The organism is Desulfocicer niacini (genome assembly GCF_054657595.1).
Window position 1 is genome coordinate 1 of record NZ_BAAHYK010000025.1, and the last position, 18735, is coordinate 18735.

Consider the following 18735-nt stretch of genomic DNA (forward strand, 5'->3'; position numbering starts at 1 on the left):
AAATCCGAAACCACGCTGTCCCGGAGTTCCACGCAACGGATCAATTTGTTTTAATTGAATAAAATTCATTTAATCCATCAAATAAAAATATTATTCATAAAATGAATAATGGGCTCCCACACATTTGTGATGCATATATTTGATCTTACTGATTAAGTCAAGGAATACCTTATTTTTGATCCGGGGCATGATTTTTCCACCCGCCGGTGGTACCAAACATTGGCAAGCCCTGCTGGCGTCAGAACACATCATATTGAAAACACTACAAAAACGGTTTGACAGGCAATTTAAAAAAGCGTAAGTTAATAAATTTTCAGTCAATAACCCTTGGCTTTACAAACAGCCATTTGCTGAAGGACACAATAGCCAATAACCCGATGTTTAGGTTGTGGTTGGCCAATTAAAGCGGGAATGCCCCCCAAGCCTGCCCCATTGGCACACCAACTCTGACGAGTGGCCCATGTTGTGACCAGGATCCATTTATTAAAACAGAGAGTAAGATGAAAAAGATAATCGTTCTTCATGGCATCAATTTAAATATGTTCGGGCAACGTGATCCAAAGCAGTATGGTAACATAACCCTTGACGGCATCAACAATCAGTTAAAACGCCTTGCCCGGGAGCTTAAACTTGAAATCATTTGCTTTCAGACAAACCACGAAGGTGAGATGGTGGAAAAAATCCATGAATCCCATAAAAACAACATGGATGGGGTTCTGATCAATCCCGGCGCATGGACACACTACAGTTACGGACTGCAGGATGCCCTGGCAATTTTAGACATACCCATTGTGGAGGTCCACATGTCCCATGTCCACTCAAGGGAAAAATTCAGGCAATTTTCTGTTGTGGCACCCGTGGCCAAAGGTCAAATCAGTGGATTTGGCGTAAACAGTTACCTTCTTGGATTAAGGGCCCTTGCCCAGATATTGCAATAGTTCATATCAAGAATGCCAAAAAGGATAGACTTTTCCCATGAATGCACAAATCCCCCCCCCTCTGGTCTCCGCCATTATTCCCACTTATAACCGGGCCTGGGCCATCATTCGGGCTCTGACCTCCGTTCTGGAACAGACCTATCCGGCCCTGGAAATCATCGTGGTGAATGATGGATCCACGGACAACACCGCCAAGGTGCTTGAACCCTATTTGAAAAAAATCACCCTTCTGAGCATAAACAACAGTGGTGTCAGTGCGGCAAGGAATGTGGGCATCAGAAAAAGCACCGGCCAATTTGTGGCCTTCCTGGACTCCGATGATCAGTGGACACCGGATAAAATCGCCTGCCAGGTGGACTTTTTTAAGCAGCATCCCAAAGCCATGGTCTGCCAGACAGAAGAAATCTGGATCAGAAAGGGCAAACGGGTAAACCCCAAGTTCAAACACAAAAAACCATCGGGAATGATTTTTGAACCCTCCCTGAAACTGTGCCTGGTGAGCCCCTCTGCGGTGATGATGCGCCGGGAATTCTTTGATATCAAGGGCTTTTTCAATGAAGACCTACCCGCCTGCGAAGACTATGATCTCTGGTTAAGAACCGCCACGGACATGCCCATTTACCTGGTGGACACCCCCTGCACCATCAAACACGGGGGGCATGAAGATCAGCTGTCAGCGGCCCACTCCCTGGATCTTTACCGGATCATGTCCATGGAGGAACTTCTCAAGTCCGGCAAACTGTCCCCGGCGCAGTACAGCGCCACACAAAGTGTTCTGAAAAAAAAATATATAATTTACGGCCAGGGGTGCATCAAGCGGGGAAAACACGATGAGGGACAGGTGTTTCTGAATCGTGAAGCCACACTTTCCGCCCGTTCTCCCCAAGACACATGATTAGGGCGCATTCCCATTTTACCGGGAGCATCATAGACTTTTACGGATCTTATTTTCAGGCCAACGGGGTCAGGCTTGTGTTATTGGCGTTATCGACCACAGGTTGTGAAAAGGCCAAAAGCATGGATAATGCCAATAACGCAAGCCTGACCCCATCGCTATTAGGGTTTGATTACACCATTAGAGATATCGCCCGGCAACGTTCATCCAGTCGCTTGGGGGAAATTTTCACAGGGGTTTTCAACTCCTGGGCAAACAGCGAAACCTTGTACTCCTCAATCATCCAAAAAAATGCCTCAATGGCATCGGCTTTTTCCCGGGAAGACTCCATGGTCAGGGTGTTTAACATGGCATCCAGCCGGGTGGTATATTTTTCCACGGCCAGAGCCTTTTGCTGGTCGCGGCCAAAATCCACCATTCCCCGCTGGGCCCGAATGGCAATGGCTGAGACATATCGCCTAAGATAGGGGATTTTTTCCATGGCATACAGCTCCAGGAACCCATCCGGAACCAGGGCACTAACAGCGGTGTTGAGTTCTGCCACCCAGGCTGTCATCTGGGGACGATTGATGTTTTTCAACTGAATCTGTTTCAAAGTGTCCAGGGTGTTTTCATAGGCGTCACACAGCTGCCCCGCCTCGGCAATCAGCTTCTGACCAATATCATACAGCTGGGGGATAATCTGCCGGGCATGGGCTTCAAAATCCGCCTGGGTGCGGATATCCTTGATGAACAGATGACGCATGACACAGTTAAACAACGCCGTGTCAACGGACAGCGTTCCTCCTAGAAACCCGGCATGGGCTTTGAGTTGCTTTGCCCGTTTCAGATCTTTTTTAAGGGCATTGATATCGGATTCATAAACGATTTCATAAAGCGCCCGCACACCTTCGCTGTGGGCGGCCCGGGCCGCAGCCTGCTTTTTAAAAAGGCGAAGGTCCACCCTGTTTCCTTGCCGTGTAAGGGCCGGATACACCCCATAGGTATAGCCCTCTACCCCGTCAACGGGGATGGAATCGGGCAGGTCTCCCAGGGTCCAGGCGACGATATTTTCTTTCTCAAATTGATGGCACAGTTTCTCAAAGGCATCTTCCCGGGGGGCCATGGTGTCTGAAAAGGTTTTTAAAACGGTCCGATTCCGGGAAGCCACAATCTCCTGATCCTTTTCATCACGGATTGAAATCCGCATTTTAAGGTGTTCTTCAAGGCCTTCATCTGTCCATGCAGATGCCGGCACGTCCACCCCAAAACGCTGGTTGACAAACCGGCTCAGTTCGGAAAACAAAGGCCTGTCCCGGCGTGGCATCTCTTTTACAATGATCTGGGCCTTGTGGGACACCGGCATGAGCCTGACCCGGTATTTCTTGGGAAGATTTTTAATCAGTGCCGTCACCTTTTCCTTGAAAAGACCAGGCACCAGATATTCCAGGGAAACATTGGTCACGGCGTCCGCAGATACAGCAGGAACCTTCAACGTAACGCCGTCATGATCTGCACCGGGATCAAATCCATATTCCAGTTGAAACCGGGTGGTTCCCATTTCAAGGGTATCGGGTAAAGAGGCCAGGTGGTCCGCATCCGGTTCATTTTTCTGAAGATCGGCAAGGGTCATGCGCAAAAAACCGTCATCCCGGCGTTGCTTGAGAAATCTGGCGAAAGTTTTCAGATTGAAAAAAGGCCGGTCCAGTCGCTCCTTATAAAAAAGAAAAATCTCCTCATCCGTTGCCAGAATATCGCGTTTCCGGGTCTTTTCCTCCAGTTTACTCAAGTCATCCATCAGGGCCTGATTATGATCCATGAAGGCAAATCGCCGGGGGACTTCTCCCTCCACAAGAGCATGGCGGATAAAAATATCACCGGCCTCCTCGGGGTTTACAGGGCCATAGGACACCCGTCGTTCCGGAACAATCACCAGCCCGAACAGAGAAACCTGTTCGGTGGCCACCACCTCTGAACGCTTTTTCTCCCAGTGGGGGGCGGAAAAGGTACGGGTACACAAATCTCCGGCCAGTTCCTCCAGCCATTGGGGATCAATATTGGCCGCGCTTCTGGCAAAGAGTTGACTGGTCTCCACAAACTCGGCGGCCACGATCCAGTCCCCGGCCTTGTTAAAGATACCAGACCCGGGGAAAATCATGGCTGTCTGACCCTTGGCGGCCTGGAAAAGATGTTTTTCTTTTTTATGGGCAATGTTGGCAAGATAACCGCATAAAAGGGATTTATGAAGCTCAATGTACAAGGGACCGCCGATCTCAAATGCCTTTGATTTAAGCCCCTTTGTGCCGGAGAGGACAGTCAGTCTGTTTTTGCCGGTGATACCATGCTCCCGAAGCACCGACAGGATCTGACCATGGATATCCTTCCACTCCCGGAACCGTTTAAAAGACAGATAGTGCTCTTTGCAGAATTTTCTGACCCCGGTGCGGGATTTAAGGGATTTTTCCGCCCCCCGGCAGGCCTTCCAAATGTTCAGCAATGTGATGAAATCCGATGCCGGGTCCTTAAAAAGAGCATGCTTCTGGTCCGCCTGCTGGGTTTTATCCTGGGGTCTTTGCCTCACATCTGCAATGGAAAGGGCAGAAGCAATGATGGTGGCCTCTTCAAGGCAGCCCCTTTCATCGGCTTCAATGAGAATTCTGGAAAGCTTGGGGTCCACGGGAATACTTGCCATGACCCTGCCCTTCTGCGTCAATCGGTAGGCTTTTTTTCCAGGTCCATTTTTCAGGCAGATGGCCCCAAGTTCCAGCAGCGTATCAAATCCGTCCTTGATGGATTTGGCAGCCGGGGCATCAATGAAGGGAAAGGAAGCCACATCCCCCAGCCCCAGGGAAATCATCCGGAGAATTACCTCGGCAAGATTGCTTCTAAGAATTTCCGGAGAGGTGAACAATGCCCTTGATCCATAGTCTGCTTCGTCATAGAGCCGGATGCAGATACCGTTGGAAACCCTTCCACACCGGCCCTTCCGCTGGTCGGCACTGCTTCTTGAAATGGGGGACACCGGCAGGGCCGTAGTCCGGGTTCTGGGGGAATAGTGGGGAATCCTGGCAAGACCTGAATCCACCACATATTTAATACCCGGGATGGTCAGGGAGGTTTCCGCCACATTGGTGGAAACGACAATTTTACGGCCCGGTCCCCGGGAAAACACCTTTGCCTGCTCGTGGGCCGAAAGTCTGGCATAAAGGGGCAGCACCGTCACCCCGGGGTATTGACGTCCCCGCAGCAACTCAATGGATTCGGTGATGTCCTGTTCCGTGGGCATGAACATCAGAATATCCCCCTGGCGGGACTCCCGGTGAATCCGATCCACGGCTTCCACGGCAGCTTCCACATACCCTTGGTCATCCTGCTCCGGATCATCATGATTGTTCACCGGCAGGTAGCGTACCTCCACCGGATACATTCGGCCGGACACCTCGATCACCGGAGCATCATCAAAGGCCTTGGAAAATTTTTCCGTGTCAATGGTGGCAGAGGTGATCACCAGCTTCAGATCCCTGCGTTTTTTCACCAGATCCCGGAGAATGCCCAGGGTGAAATCAATGTTAAGGCTTCGCTCGTGGGCCTCGTCCACTATCAGGGTATCGTACTCGTTGAGAAAGGGGTCTTTCTGGGTTTCCGCGAGCAGAATCCCATCGGTCATCACCTTGACAATGGCATTGGGGCTGGACTGCTCATCAAAACGGATCTTATACCCCACAGATCTTCCCAGCTCCTCGCCAAGCTCTTCTGCAAGCCTTTTTGCCACGGTGATGGCGGCAATACGCCGGGGCTGGGTACACCCGATGCGACCGGCAGCCCCCCTGCCCGCCTCCATGCAGAACTTGGGAATCTGAGTGGTTTTACCGGAACCGGTTTCTCCGGCAATGATCACCACCCGGTGATGTTTAAGGGCATGGACAATCTGATCTTTTTTATGGGTGATGGGCAAATCCGGGAAATCAACAATGCGGGGCATGGCTTTCAGGCGGGCAGCCCGCTTATCGGCAGAGTGCCTGGCCTTTTTCAACAGGTCAGCTGCTTGGGCAGCCCTTTTTTTCGAGTCCATGACAGCCGTTGCTTTTTTTTTAAGCGCACGCACACCACGGATCAACCGGGGACGGTCCACACACATCACCCGGTTGAGCAGTTGTTCTATTTTTTTTATCTCTTTCATAGGCTTTGCATATTAAGGACAGCTTCACAAAATGTCAAACGAGTTGTAACCATAATAAAGAAGTTCCAATATGCGCAAGTATTCGGTCTGCACGCCATCTTCACCTGTTTTGGCCAGATTCACATGGCATTCGTATGCTACGCTGTCCCAAACAGGCAAAGATAGGACACTGTCCAAACATTTACAGTGGCAACCCGAAGATTGACGAATACGCTGTATCCCTCCATGTAATAAATTATGATGATCTCCTCTGAAAGCAAAGGAAAGTTCAATGATTGTTTCCAGAAGAATAAAAGCAAAAGGGTCCCAGAAAAAACAGGTTTTTTCTTAAATAGGTTGACAACATGCTGTTAATAAGCGAAAAATAGCGTGATATCCGTGTGATCAAAACATATTGATTACAATCAAAAAGCCCAAAAGAAGCCCAGAGAAAAGTGCCGTCAAACGCCCAAACTTTTGATGCACTTGAATGACAATAGGATACGGAGGAAGTTAAAGCATGGGTGAAGCAGCAGTTAAGATTGGAAAAAAGCACAAAAGTGCTTTTAAAAACAAGGTGATGGAGATCCTGCCCGATGGTGGCAATCTCAACGCCTGTCTCACATGTGGTGCATGTGCTTCAGGGTGCCCGGCCACGGGACTTGAAGGCATGGACCCCAGAAAATTTCTGAGAATGGCGGCCCTGGGAATGGATGAAGAAATCCTGACCTCCAACTGGGTCTGGATGTGCTCCATGTGTCAGCGATGTGTGTATGTCTGCCCCATGGAAATCAACATTCCCCAGCTGGTTTTTTATGCCAGACAGTCCTGGGCCCGGGAAGACAAACCCAAAGGTATTGTGGGTTCCTGTGACATGGCTCTTCGAAATGACACCTGCAGTGCCATGGGTGCCACGGAAGAGGATTTTGAATTTGTGGTAACTGACGTTCTGGAAGAGTACCAGGAAGCCCAGCCCGAGTTTGCTGAAATGAAAGCGGACGTGAACCGGGAAGGTGCCATGTATGTCCTGAACCAGAACTCCAGGGAACCGGTGACGGAACCCGATGAGATGGTACCCTTGTGGAAGATCCTGCACCTTGCCGGTGCTGACTGGACTTACAGCTCCAAAGGCTTTGCCGCAGAAAATTACTGCATGTTCATGGCAGAGGATGAGTCCTGGGAAAAAATTGTCCGCACCAAGGCAAAAGCAGTGGATGATCTGGGGGCCAAATACTGGCTCAACACCGAGTGAGGGCACGAACTATTCGCAGTCCTGGCAGGACTGAAAAAATTTAAAATTGAGCATAAATTTGAAATTCTGAGCATCATCCAGCTCTACGCAAAGTGGATCCGGGAAGGAAAACTTAAACCCAGCAGTGACTGGAACAAGGACAGAAAGATCAAGTTCACCGTCCAGGATCCATGCCAGCTGGTGAGAAAAACCCTCGGAGACCCCGTTGCCGACGATCTGAGATACGTTGTCAAGGCCGTTGTGGGTGAAGAAAACTTCATCGACATGACCCCTAATAAATCAAACAACTTCTGCTGCGGTGGTGGCGGCGGTTTTCTCCAGTCCGGATTCACCGATGCACGACGAGCCTATGGACAGACCAAAACCAATCAAATTCTGGCCACCAAGGCCGACTACTGCATCACTCCATGCCACAATTGTCATGCCCAGGTCCATGACTTAAGTGATGTCAATGACCATGCATGGCAAACCGTTCATCTTTGGACCATGCTGTGCCTGTCCCTTGGTATTTTAGGTCCCAACGAACGAGAATACTTGGGAGATGACCTCAAGGAAGTGGACGTATTCCACCCGGAATCGGCCATGTAATCCCAAAAGCAAACTGAATTTTATATTAAAGGCCCTCTGCAAAATTATTTTGCAGAGGGCCTTTTTTTTTACGCTAAAAAGAATTGACTCTTCATGGATTTGTGTGAAGACGGATAAATTAAAATGCGTAAACTCTGAAAATTGCGAGCCAGCATCTATCCAAATCTCACGAATCCACAAGAAGACTCAAAAACATTAAAAGACCACCCAAAGCAACCAGGTGGCCTTTTATTTATGTCCAGATCATGGGATCAGATATGCTTATCTAAAAATAATTGATCAAAACAGCGGATGATTCGATCATGTTCTCCAAGGCCAGCAAGGTCATTCCAAATGCGAAATCGGAATTTCGAAACTGGTTATGGAAAAACTAAAGTCTTTCAAAAACGGCAGCAGAACCCATGCCCCCGCCGATGCACATGGAAACAACCCCATATCTGCCATTGACTTCTTTAAGATTGGCAAGGCAGGTGGCGGTGAGTTTAGCACCGGTGCATCCCAGGGGATGTCCCAGGGCAATGGCACCGCCATGGATGTTGATCTTATCCATATACTGTTCCAGATTGAGTTCCCGGATGCAGTAGATGGCCTGGGAAGCAAAGGCCTCGTTGATCTCATAGATATCAATGTCATCAATGGTCAAACCGGCAAGTTCCAAAGCCTTGGGAATGGCGTACCGGGGCCCCACACCCATTTCATCTGATCTGCATCCCACACTGGTATAAGCCACCAAGCGGCCAATGGGTTTCAATCCCAGTTCCTCACATTTTTCCTTGGAGGCAATGATGGTGGCGGCAGCACCGTCGGTGGTCTGGGAAGAGTTACCTGCCGTCACAGAGCCGTTTACAGCAAACACGGTTCTAAGTTTTCCAAGACTCTCTGGTGTTGATTCACGAATACCATCATCGTGCTCAACAATGAAGGTTTCCTTTTTCATGGTCCCGTCTGCCTGGGGAACATATTTATAAGCCGGTGTGGGAACGATCTCGGTAAACAGACCGTTGTCCCTGGCCCTTGCCGCCTTGGCCTGGGATTTTGAGGCAAACACATCCTGATCTTCACGGCTGACATTATAGCGGTTGGCCACATTTTCTGCAGTGATCCCCATGGAGACATACATCTCAGGGTTGGTTTTTGAATATTCGGGATGGGGCCGGGGCACATTACCGCCCATGGGCACAAAGGTCATGGATTCCACACCGGCACCCATTGTGATCTCGGACCATCCCATCTGCACCCGGGCAGAGGCAAGCGCAATGGCTTCAAGGCCCGATGCGCAAAAACGGTTCACCGTGGCACCGGAAACAGAATCCGGAAATCCAGCCATCTTGGCGGCAACACGACCGATGTTCAAGCCCTGCTCTGCTTCGGGGAACGCGCAGCCACACATAACATCTTCAAAATCTTCGACCTTGAGACCCTCGGTTCTATCCACCGCTTCTTTCATGATAAATGAAAGGAGTTCTTCGGGGCGGGTCTCTTTAAACTTCCCCCGTCGCTGCTTGCAACCGGGGGTTCTTACAGACTGTACTATATATGCGTCTCTCATGGGAATTCCTCCTTGAATTAGTTTCTCAACGGTTTGCCGGTTTTCAGCATGTGGTCAATTCTGGCAAGGGTCTTATCTTCCTTGACAAAGTCAACAAAGGCTTCCCGTTCCAGCTTGAGAATAGCCTCCTCAGGCAGCATGCTGTTCTTATTGGCATCTCCGCCGCTCATGACATAGGCTATGCGTCGGGCCAAAAAAGCGTCGTATTCGCTCATAAATCTACCATTTAGCATGTTGTAAATTTCGGCGTTAACCATGCCCTGGCCTGCATTTCCCATGACCCGAAGTGGCTTTTTCATGGGAGGCGCATAGGCATCATCAACCATTTTCAGAACCTCTTTCTTGGCCTCGCCCACCAGGTTATCCCGGTTGAAGACAATTCTGTCGGCAAGTCCCAGAAATCCGTTGGCCCGGGCCTCGGCTGCGGACATGGAGACCTTTGCCATGGCCACATTCATGAAAGCAGGAATAAAGAGCTTGCCAAGATCGGTATCTTTGGCAACGCCTGCGGGAAGGGCGTCAATGAATTTTTTCCAAATATTCATGCAACCGCCACCGGCGGGTAAAAGCCCCACACCGATTTCCACAAGTCCCATGTAAAGCTCGGCATGGGCCACAATGCGATCAGCCCCCAGACAGGTTTCACATCCGCCGCCCAGGGTCATGCCGTAGGGAGCCGCCACAACCGGGAAGGACGCATATTTTGTTTTCTGAATACCAGTCTGGGCTCTTTCAAGGAAGCCATCGAGTTCTGCATATTTTTTATCATGGGCCAGTTTGGAAACAAAGGAAAGATCAGCTCCGGCGGAAAAAGCACCGGGCATGCCGCCTGCCTGGTTGCCGATGACAAGCCCCACCCCATTGGCATCCACATAGTTAAGGGCATCATCAATGGAATCAATGATTTCAGCATTCAGGGCATTCATCTTTGTATGGAACTCAATGCAGAACACCCCGTCACCTATGTCGATGAGGCTTGCAGATTTGTTCTCCTGGACGACTTTATTGTTACCCCGTGCGGCGGCAAGGCTGACCATGGTTTTTCCCATGGGTACGGGTTTATAGGCGGCTGAGGCAAAATCATAAAAATAATTTTTCCCCTGATCCAGTTTATAAAAACAGGTGTTGCCGGCGGCCAGCATGGCGGCAACGTTTTCCGGGATTTCATATCCTTCTGCCTTCATTCTTTCAACGGCATCTGCCACCCCATAGGTATCCCACAGCTCAAAGGGACCCATCTCAAAATTATAGCCCCATTTCATGGAGTTATCAATTTCGATGACGGTATCGGAAATCTCCGGTATTCTATTGGCCGCATACTGAAAGCTTTTCACCGCCATTTTCCAGGCAAATTTTCCCCCCTTGTCCTCTCCGGTGAGGACACATTTGATTTTTTCAGGAAGGGTGGCCATTTTTTTGGCAGCATCCAGACAGGGAAAGGTGGGACGGGTGAGATCCTCGTACTCCATGGTCACAGGATTAATCACCTTGCGAATTTTTTTCCATTCCGGGGTGAGATCGGTTTTATAGAAACCCGCCCGGGTCTTGTTACCAAGAAGCTTTTTGTCAATCATCTGTTTGATGAATTCAGGCACAACAAAAGCCTCTCTCTGTTCATCATCGGGGCACAGGTCATAGGAGTTCTGGCAGACATGGGCCATGGTATCAAGGCCCACCAGATCGGTGGTTTTAAAAATCGCGGTCTTGGGCCGACCCAGGGCCGGGCCGAACAGAGCGTCCACTTCCGGGATGGTCAATCCATCTTCCAGCATGGAGGACATCACAGCCCCAATGCCATGGACGCCGATGCGGTTCCCCACAAAATTGGGGGTATCCTTGGCCCAGACAATGCCCTTGCCCAGATTTTTTTCACCAAACCCTGCAATGAACTCCAGCACCTCGGGAAGGGTCTCCTCGCCGGGGATAAGCTCCAGAAGATGCATATACCGGACAGGATTAAAAAAATGGGTACCCAGAAAATGCTGTTTAAACTCGGAACTCAAACCTGCGGACATATCTTTTAAAGGAATACCGGATGTATTGGAACTGACGATGGAACCCGGTTTTCTGATGCCTTCAATGCGACCGAAAAGATTTTGTTTGATTTTAAGGTTTTCTACAACCACTTCAACAATCCAGTCACAGTCTGCCAATTTGTCAAAATCATCATCAAGGTTGCCGATTTTAATCAATGTGGCATCTTTTTTGGTCATGAACAGGGATGGAAAGGATGCAAGCGCCGCATCCATGCCCGCTTTAACCATGCGATTTCTTGCTGTGGGATCTTTCTTTTCTTCATCCGTCAAATCAAAGGGGACAATGTCCAGCAAAAGCACATTTACGCCGGCACCGGCAAGAAGGGCGGCTATGCCTCCACCCATTATCCCGGAACCGATCACTGCAGCCTTTCTGATCTTTCTACTCATGACGACCTCCTATATATAATTTATCATACGATCCATTAACTATGAATAACTATTCATTGCTAATTAACAGAATCAATCCGGTTGTGTCAAGGATTTTCATATTTTTTTTTACTGGAATATTTTTTTATAAAACCCAATAATTATAATTATTTAAAAATACAATGAGCTTTTAAAGCCCCCAAACTGCAGCCTTCTTAAAACCAAACAAATCATAATGAATACAAATTCATAAAGATTCCCATCGTTATGACCTTGCCATTCCATTGGGGTTTTGATAGAACCCAATAATCTGATTCTTTTCACTTAAATTTCAGACAAATGAATTCAGGCCAGTGTTAACCTTTATTTTAAAATTAAGCTTTAAAGCCAATATCCCGCAAAAAACGAATAAAACGCGCCCGATCACTTCTGGGTAACACCCAGAACGAAGGTGGGAATCAAAGGGTAAAAAAACATTCACCAAGGATAAATATCCATTTAATCTATGAATATATCCCCAAAAAAAATCCAACAGGAGAATTGAATGGATTTAGAAAATCGCCAGCCCCGCCCCAAACTCTCCCTGAACATAGACTCAGTGACCGGCCTCATTTCCCAGTTGCAGTACAGCACCGGGGAAATTCCCTGGCACATTGACGGAAAAACAGATCCATGGGATCTTGTGGAATCGGCCATGGGCTTGAACATCGGGGGAATGGCACAATCCTCCCTGCGGGCCTTTCAATGGATGGCGGCCAACCAGAACCCCAACGGCTCCTGGTATTCATCCTATATAAAAGGAGTCCCCGAGGATCGGACCATGGAAACCAACATGACCGCTTACATTGCCACGGGCCTTTTACACACCTGGCTCATCACCCGGGATACAGCCTTTCTTAACACCATGTGGCCCTGCATGGAAAAGGCCATTGATTTCAGCATCAGCCTCCAGACGGACAGCGGTGAAATATACTGGGCCAGAAGCCCCGAAGGCAACATTGACCCCATGGCCCTTTTAACCGGCTGCAGCTCCATTTTCATGAGTTTAAAATGTGCCCTCACCGTGGCCTTTCTGCTCAGAAAAAAACGCCCCCTGTGGGAAACCGCCTTTCATAAGCTGGGACGCTCCCTTAAAGAGGATATATCCCTTTACAATATCAGTAAATCCCGGTTTTCCATGTACTGGTTCTACCCCATTTTAAGCGGTGCCCTCACCGGAGAGACCGCCACCCGGCGCATTGAAAAATACTGGAAAAAATATGTCATTGAGGGCCAGGGGGTGCGGTGCGTGTCAGATCAGCCTTGGGTGACCATGGCCGAAACATCGGAATTTGTGCTTGCCCTGTCCGCCATGGGCAATACAAACCTTGCCCGCATCGTCTTTTCCTGGATACAAGAGCGCACCTATGAAGATGGCAGTTTCTGGTGCGGATACACCTTTCCGGACATGACCATCTGGCCCGAAGAAAAAATTTCCTGGACCAACGGGGTGGTTCTCATGGCCGCAGATGCCCTCTATGAGCTGACCCCGGCTTCCCGGCTCTTTGACCACAGGGCCTGGGACGGATTTATCTTTAAAGAGTGTATTCAGGATATGGCATCATGAGGCGGGACCACAGACCTTATTTCATCAAAAAAATCTGGTTCGGCATCCAGAAATTTCACCTGAGCCATTTTCTGGAACCCCAGATGCTGCATCTGGGGGCCAATGCCTTTGTGGTGAAACCCTGGCATGTAGAAGTTTTCGGGGGACCGGTGACCATCGGGGATAACATTACGCTTCTGGCATCATCAGACAAAAAAACAAGGCTCACCGTGTGGACCGATAAAAAAGAGGTTCCCGGCATCACCATCGGGGATCATGTGCTCATCTCCCCGGGGGTGCGCATCAGCGCTGCAGAAAGCATTGTCATCGGGGACAACTGCATGATTGCCAGCAATGCATATATTACCGATTCCGACTGGCATGGTATTTATGACCGGAGCCTGCCCCCGGCCACGACCCACCCCGTAACCCTTGCCCCCAATGTGTGGATCGGGGACAGTGCCATTGTGTGCAAAGGTGTCAATATTGGAGAAAACAGCATCATCGGGGCCGGCAGTGTGGTCACAGGGGATATTCCGGCCAATGTCATAGCTGCGGGGAATCCGGCAAAAATCATAAAACCCCTGGACCCGTCAAGGGAGATCATCACCCGGAAGGATCGGTTTGGGGATACCGACACCATTTCCATGAATCTGGATCTTCATGAGCAGGCGATGCTTAAGGGCAATTCTTTGTGGGGGTGGCTTCGACACCTTGTTATGCCTTCCAGAAACGATTAAGGAAAGGAATACAAAATTTGACTTTCAAAGTGAAACTAAATTTTAAAGAACGCATCGGCATCGTGGCGGACATCTCCAATCTGCTTGCCGACCACAAATTTAATATCATCTCCATGGATGTAATCCGAACCACAATTCAGGCCCATGTGTACATGGAAATTGAAAACCGGGAGACCCCGCTTGAAAAAGAAGAAATCCTGGGATTTCTGGGTGGCATTCCCGGCCTTAAAGAAATCCGCTGCATCGATATTCTGCCCCAGGAAGAACGCACCAATCGTTTTCGTGTGGTCCTTGACAACATGCGGGACGGGGTCATCTCCATTGACCGGGAAGGATGTATCACCACCATAAATAAGGTGGCCTGCCAGGTATTCAACTGCAGGGTCAATGACATGCTTGGAAAAGCCATCCAGCAGCTGGATCTTCCGGAATATGCCATATTGCAGTCCCTGGAAGGGCTCACCCTTGACAATGTAAAACAGAATATCATCACCCCGGCAGGGCGGCGGTATCAGTATATTTCCACATGTAAACCCATCCGGGACTCGTCTGACCGCATCGTGGGGGCAGTTGAGATTGCCAAGGATATGCAGGAGATCAAGAAACTTGCCCAGACCCTGTCCGAACCCGGCCTAACCACCTTCAGCGACATCATCGGCGATCACCCCACCATCAAGGAGGCCATTGGCTTTGCCCAGAAAATCGCAGCCACGGATGTCACCATTGCCATTCAGGGTGCCAGCGGCACCGGCAAGGAACTCTTTGCCCGGGCCATCCACACGGCGTCCAATTGCCAGGGTCCCTATATCCCCATCAATTGCGCAGCCCTTCCAGAACATCTCCTGGAAAGCGAATTGTTTGGCTATCTTGGTGGCAGCTTCACCGGTGGGAAAAGAAAGGGCAAAAAGGGCCTGTTTGAAAAAGCCTCCCAGGGCACCGTATTCCTGGATGAAATTGCGGAAATGCCCCTGGGCTCCCAGGCAAAACTGTTAAGACTTTTGCAGGAAAAGGCGGTGAGACCCATCGGAGGAGACACCGAAATCCCCATCCATACGCGCATCATCACGGCCACCAACAAAAACCTGGTAAAACTTGTTGAAAAAAACGTTTTCCGGGAAGACCTCTACTATCGCATCAATGTTTTACCCATCCACATCCCCCCCCTGCGGCAACGGATCACGGATATTCCCATTCTGGCGGAACACTTTTTGTTTCAACTGTTGATCAAGCTGAAAAAGAAAATGGCCCTGCTCACCCCCGGGGCACTGGAAAAGCTTGCCCACCATGACTGGCCGGGAAATGTCCGGGAGTTAAAAAATGTCATTGAACGGGCGGCCTTTTTAAGCAACGGCAATACCATCAACGAGGATAATATCCTTTTCAGCCATGAGATGAACCATGCTGTGGAACAGGGGGCCTTGGCATCTTCCAGGGAAAAACCCATCCGTCCCATCCGGGAACAGGTGGGCGAATTGGAGAAAGACATTGTTCAAGATACCCTGAAACGCCTGGGCACCGTGAGGAAGGCTGCCCTTGCTCTGGGCATTTCCCATCCGGCCCTGTTAAAAAAAATGAAAAAATACAACATCAAGCTCATGCAAAAAGTTACCACTGGTAACTTAAGTTAACATACCCTTTTTATCTTTAAATAATAGAACCTTATAAAATCGACACTCTGATTTCGGTAACCACACATACCACTCGGGCCATTATTGCCATCCCCCTTACAGCCTGAAAAACTGTTTTTTACCTCATGATGGATGAAAAGAAACTGCCAAATCAAGATATATCAGATATTAAAAATTTTATTCATCATGTTGGTATGCATATTGCTCTTTAAAATTCACAGAAATAATCAATGCCAATAATCCCATGGGTCATGCCCAATAAGAATGACGGAGATGTTGGATGTAAAAAAACAGACATATTTTTATTCATAGTGACAATAATAAAGGAGCATGAAAAATGATCGTAGGTATTCTCAAAGAAATCAAAGTGGCTGAAAAAAGAGTATGTATGACTCCTGCTGGCGTGGTCGCCATGGTACACAACGGACACCAAGTACTGGTGGAAAAAGATGCCGGTGCCGGCAGCGGATTTGAAGATGCCCTTTACATTGAAGCCGGTGCCACCATTGTGGACACCCCCGCCGAGGTTTATGCACAGTCAGACATGGTCATGCATGTAAAAGAACCCCAGCCATCTGAATATGACATGATCCGGGAAGGGCAGATCGTTTTCACCTACCTTCACCTCGCAGCCGACGAGCCCCAGACCATGGCATTGATGAAAAGCAAATCCGTCTGCATCGCCTATGAAACCGTGGAAAAAGCCAATGGTTCCCTTCCCCTGCTGCTGCCCATGAGTGAAGTGGCAGGACGCATGGCCACCCAGGAAGGCGCAAAATACCTTGAAATGCCCATGGGCGGACGGGGCATTCTTCTGGGCGGTGTTACCGGTGTTGAACCCGGAACCGTTGTGGTTATCGGTGGTGGTGTGGTGGGTCTCAATGCAGCAAAAATGGCCTGTGGCCTGGGTGCCAAGGTTTATATCCTGGATACCAACCTTGACAGACTGCGGTATCTGGATGACATCATGCCCGCCAACTGCTATCCTGTCATGTCAAACCCCGCAGTACTCCGGGATCTTGTCACCCAGGCAGACGTGGTCATCGGTGCGGTTCTGGTGGCCGGTGCCAAGGCCCCTAAACTGTTGACCCGTGACATGCTAAAAGAGATGAAAAACGGTTCCGTCATCGTGGACGTTGCCATTGACCAGGGCGGATGCTTTGAAACTTCCAAGGCCACCACACATGCAGAGCCCACCTTTGTAATTGATGGTGTAACCCACTATTGTGTGGCCAACATGCCCGGTGCCGTTGCCCGTACCTCCACCATGGCACTGACCAACGCAACCCTTCCCTATGCCCTGCAGCTTGCCAACAAAGGCTGGAAAAAAGCAGTTCAGGAAAACGAAGAACTCAAGAAAGGCGTTAACGTTGTGGACGGTAAAATCACCTTCAAGGGGGTTGCTGAAGCCTGGAACCTGGATTACACAGATGTCAATGAACTGATCTAAGTTTTTTCAGGACCTCTCCGTTGGGATGGGTCCTGAAGCAATCCTTCTGGAAATCAGCTCTTACCGATTTACCGCTTAAAAATTTCCAGACAGCATTCATTTCTGAATGCTGTCTGGATTAAACGGTGGATAACAATTTGCTGTTTTCTGGAATTTTCATGCACCACGGAAGCAAACCTACCTTCATACGTTTGCCTTCCGTGGTGTTTTTTTTATATGTTACCCACCTTATTTTATACCGCTCCCGCCCATGGCGTGTGCGACATCAGTTTTTCCAGATAACGGGATTTCACCTGTTTGCTTGCCAGGATACGTTTGACCGGGGAAAGCCTGAGGATTACTCCGAACACTGCGGCCAGGGCACGGTGGCTGAAAAGAACTTTATTATCAAATAGCATCTCATGCAAGGTTCCCCGTTCAATGGCCATGACCACGGCCCGGTGAACGCCGTCCAGGGGGGTGATAACCCTGCGTTCCCGGGAAATAAGATGAATGGATTCTCCGGGACAGGCCCGGACGCAGACACCACACCCCAGGCACAGCGTTTCATCCACAACAGCCTTTTTCAGCCGTGGCCTGGCCGGGTCTTTGACTGTTACCAGAGACATGGCTTGCACCGGGCATACGTCCACACATTTCCCGCATCCGCTGCACTCTTCGTCATCCACCTGGGGAAGAAAATTGGTGGTGTGAACCGGATTAAGCATACCGAAGCGCTGGGCCGCCAGCATGGCCTCACAGCAGCACCCACAACAGTTACAGATGAAATTAACCCGTTCCCGTACATTTTCTCCGAACTGCACCAGATGATTATCGTATGCCGTCTGGAGCAGATCCAGCCCTTCAACCACGTCCACAGAACGGGCATGACCATGCTTGATAAGGGATGCCGCAGAGGTGTTGAATGTCATGCATATATCCAAAGGTGCTCCGCAGGCCTGATTCCTATGCAGCATTTTATGACGGCAATAGCACAAACTGATGCCCCGGTGAGAGGCTGTTTTTATCACTTCGCTTGCCCGTTCATAATCCAACACCTGCACCATATTTTCCGCAGAGAGTGCCGGTTCGTGTACAAAGGTTCTTCCCAGTTGCGTCTCTCCAAGGGTAAAAAGGTTCTTTACAAAATCCTCTTCCACGTTGAGGTACTGATAAAAAAGCTCGCTCAACACCTTCTGATCCACATCCGTCCGCACCCGCATCATGGAGAATTCAAAAAATCCAGCCATGGGTGGTGGCAACACATAATGGGTTTCTTTACGCATAGTTATATCGACCAAGATGGCTTTTTCCGCAAGGGTATCAAGCACCCTGCGGGCCGATGGCCTGTCCATTTTCCAGATGCGGGCGGCCTTCTCCACCGTAAAGGGTTTTATGGGCAGCAGGGAAACCAGGCCAGCCTCCCTTTCTGTGAAAAGAACTTTGAGAATTTTATAGAGCAGGTCCGAGGGAGGTGCACCCTGGGGAAAACGGTTTAACCGATCCACCAGGCGGGCATGGGATGACTTGGTAACATGATGCGCCATGGGTAATTCCAGAAAGGTTTCGTTTTTAAAAATACCACATC

At 49.4% G+C, this 18735-nt stretch carries 11 protein-coding genes; 7 read left to right on the plus strand and 4 right to left on the minus strand.

Annotation, left to right across the window (positions count from 1 at the left end; genetic code table 11):
* The first annotated feature begins 500 nt into the window (after positions 1-500).
* Positions 501-938 (plus strand): type II 3-dehydroquinate dehydratase, encoded by a 438-nt coding sequence (gene aroQ, locus ACYQ2M_RS14305; RefSeq protein ID WP_459917039.1) that lies wholly within the window; start codon positions 501-503, stop codon positions 936-938.
* 37 nt (positions 939-975) lie between these two features.
* Positions 976-1833, plus strand: coding sequence for a glycosyltransferase family 2 protein (locus ACYQ2M_RS14310; protein ID WP_459917040.1), 858 nt, complete (start codon positions 976-978; stop codon positions 1831-1833).
* Positions 1834-2005: 172 nt separating this feature from the next.
* Here ACYQ2M_RS14310 and hrpA read toward each other — a convergent pair whose 3' ends face one another.
* The gene (gene hrpA, locus ACYQ2M_RS14315; RefSeq protein ID WP_459917041.1) at positions 2006-5992 is read right to left on the minus strand and encodes an ATP-dependent RNA helicase HrpA; all 3987 of its coding nucleotides are present in this window, start codon (positions 5990-5992) and stop codon (positions 2006-2008) included.
* Positions 5993-6491: 499 nt separating this feature from the next.
* On the opposite strand from hrpA, the gene ACYQ2M_RS14320 reads away from it, so the two are divergent.
* The gene (locus ACYQ2M_RS14320; RefSeq protein WP_459917042.1) at positions 6492-7811 is read left to right on the plus strand and encodes a (Fe-S)-binding protein; all 1320 of its coding nucleotides are present in this window, start codon (positions 6492-6494) and stop codon (positions 7809-7811) included.
* A 370-nt stretch (positions 7812-8181) separates the two neighbouring features.
* On the opposite strand, the gene ACYQ2M_RS14325 is transcribed toward ACYQ2M_RS14320, so the two are convergent.
* Complete coding sequence (locus ACYQ2M_RS14325) at positions 8182-9360, minus strand: thiolase family protein (RefSeq protein ID WP_459917043.1); 1179 nt, start codon at positions 9358-9360, stop codon at positions 8182-8184.
* A 17-nt stretch (positions 9361-9377) separates the two neighbouring features.
* Complete coding sequence (locus tag ACYQ2M_RS14330; RefSeq protein ID WP_459917044.1) at positions 9378-11786, minus strand: 3-hydroxyacyl-CoA dehydrogenase/enoyl-CoA hydratase family protein; 2409 nt, start codon at positions 11784-11786, stop codon at positions 9378-9380.
* Positions 11787-12309: 523 nt separating this feature from the next.
* Between ACYQ2M_RS14330 and ACYQ2M_RS14335 the strand changes: the two genes are divergently transcribed.
* The 4 genes from ACYQ2M_RS14335 (at position 12310) to ald (ending at position 17168) form a co-directional block, all read left to right on the plus strand.
* Positions 12310-13371, plus strand: coding sequence for a phenyltransferase domain-containing protein (locus ACYQ2M_RS14335; protein ID WP_459917045.1), 1062 nt, complete (start codon positions 12310-12312; stop codon positions 13369-13371).
* The gene (locus ACYQ2M_RS14340) at positions 13368-14090 is read left to right on the plus strand and encodes a DapH/DapD/GlmU-related protein (RefSeq protein WP_459917046.1); all 723 of its coding nucleotides are present in this window, start codon (positions 13368-13370) and stop codon (positions 14088-14090) included. The genes ACYQ2M_RS14335 and ACYQ2M_RS14340 overlap by 4 nt, the downstream gene beginning before the upstream one ends.
* Before the next feature lie 17 nt (positions 14091-14107).
* Positions 14108-15718, plus strand: coding sequence for a sigma-54 interaction domain-containing protein (locus ACYQ2M_RS14345; RefSeq protein ID WP_459917047.1), 1611 nt, complete (start codon positions 14108-14110; stop codon positions 15716-15718).
* Positions 15719-16055: 337 nt separating this feature from the next.
* A complete protein-coding gene (gene ald, locus ACYQ2M_RS14350) occupies positions 16056-17168 on the plus strand; it encodes an alanine dehydrogenase (protein ID WP_459917048.1) in 1113 nt (370 codons plus the stop codon).
* Between the two features lie 233 nt (positions 17169-17401).
* Here the strand turns inward: ald and ACYQ2M_RS14355 are convergent, their stop codons facing one another.
* The gene (locus tag ACYQ2M_RS14355) at positions 17402-18694 is read right to left on the minus strand and encodes a 4Fe-4S binding protein (RefSeq protein WP_459917049.1); all 1293 of its coding nucleotides are present in this window, start codon (positions 18692-18694) and stop codon (positions 17402-17404) included.
* Positions 18695-18735 lie beyond the last annotated feature (41 nt).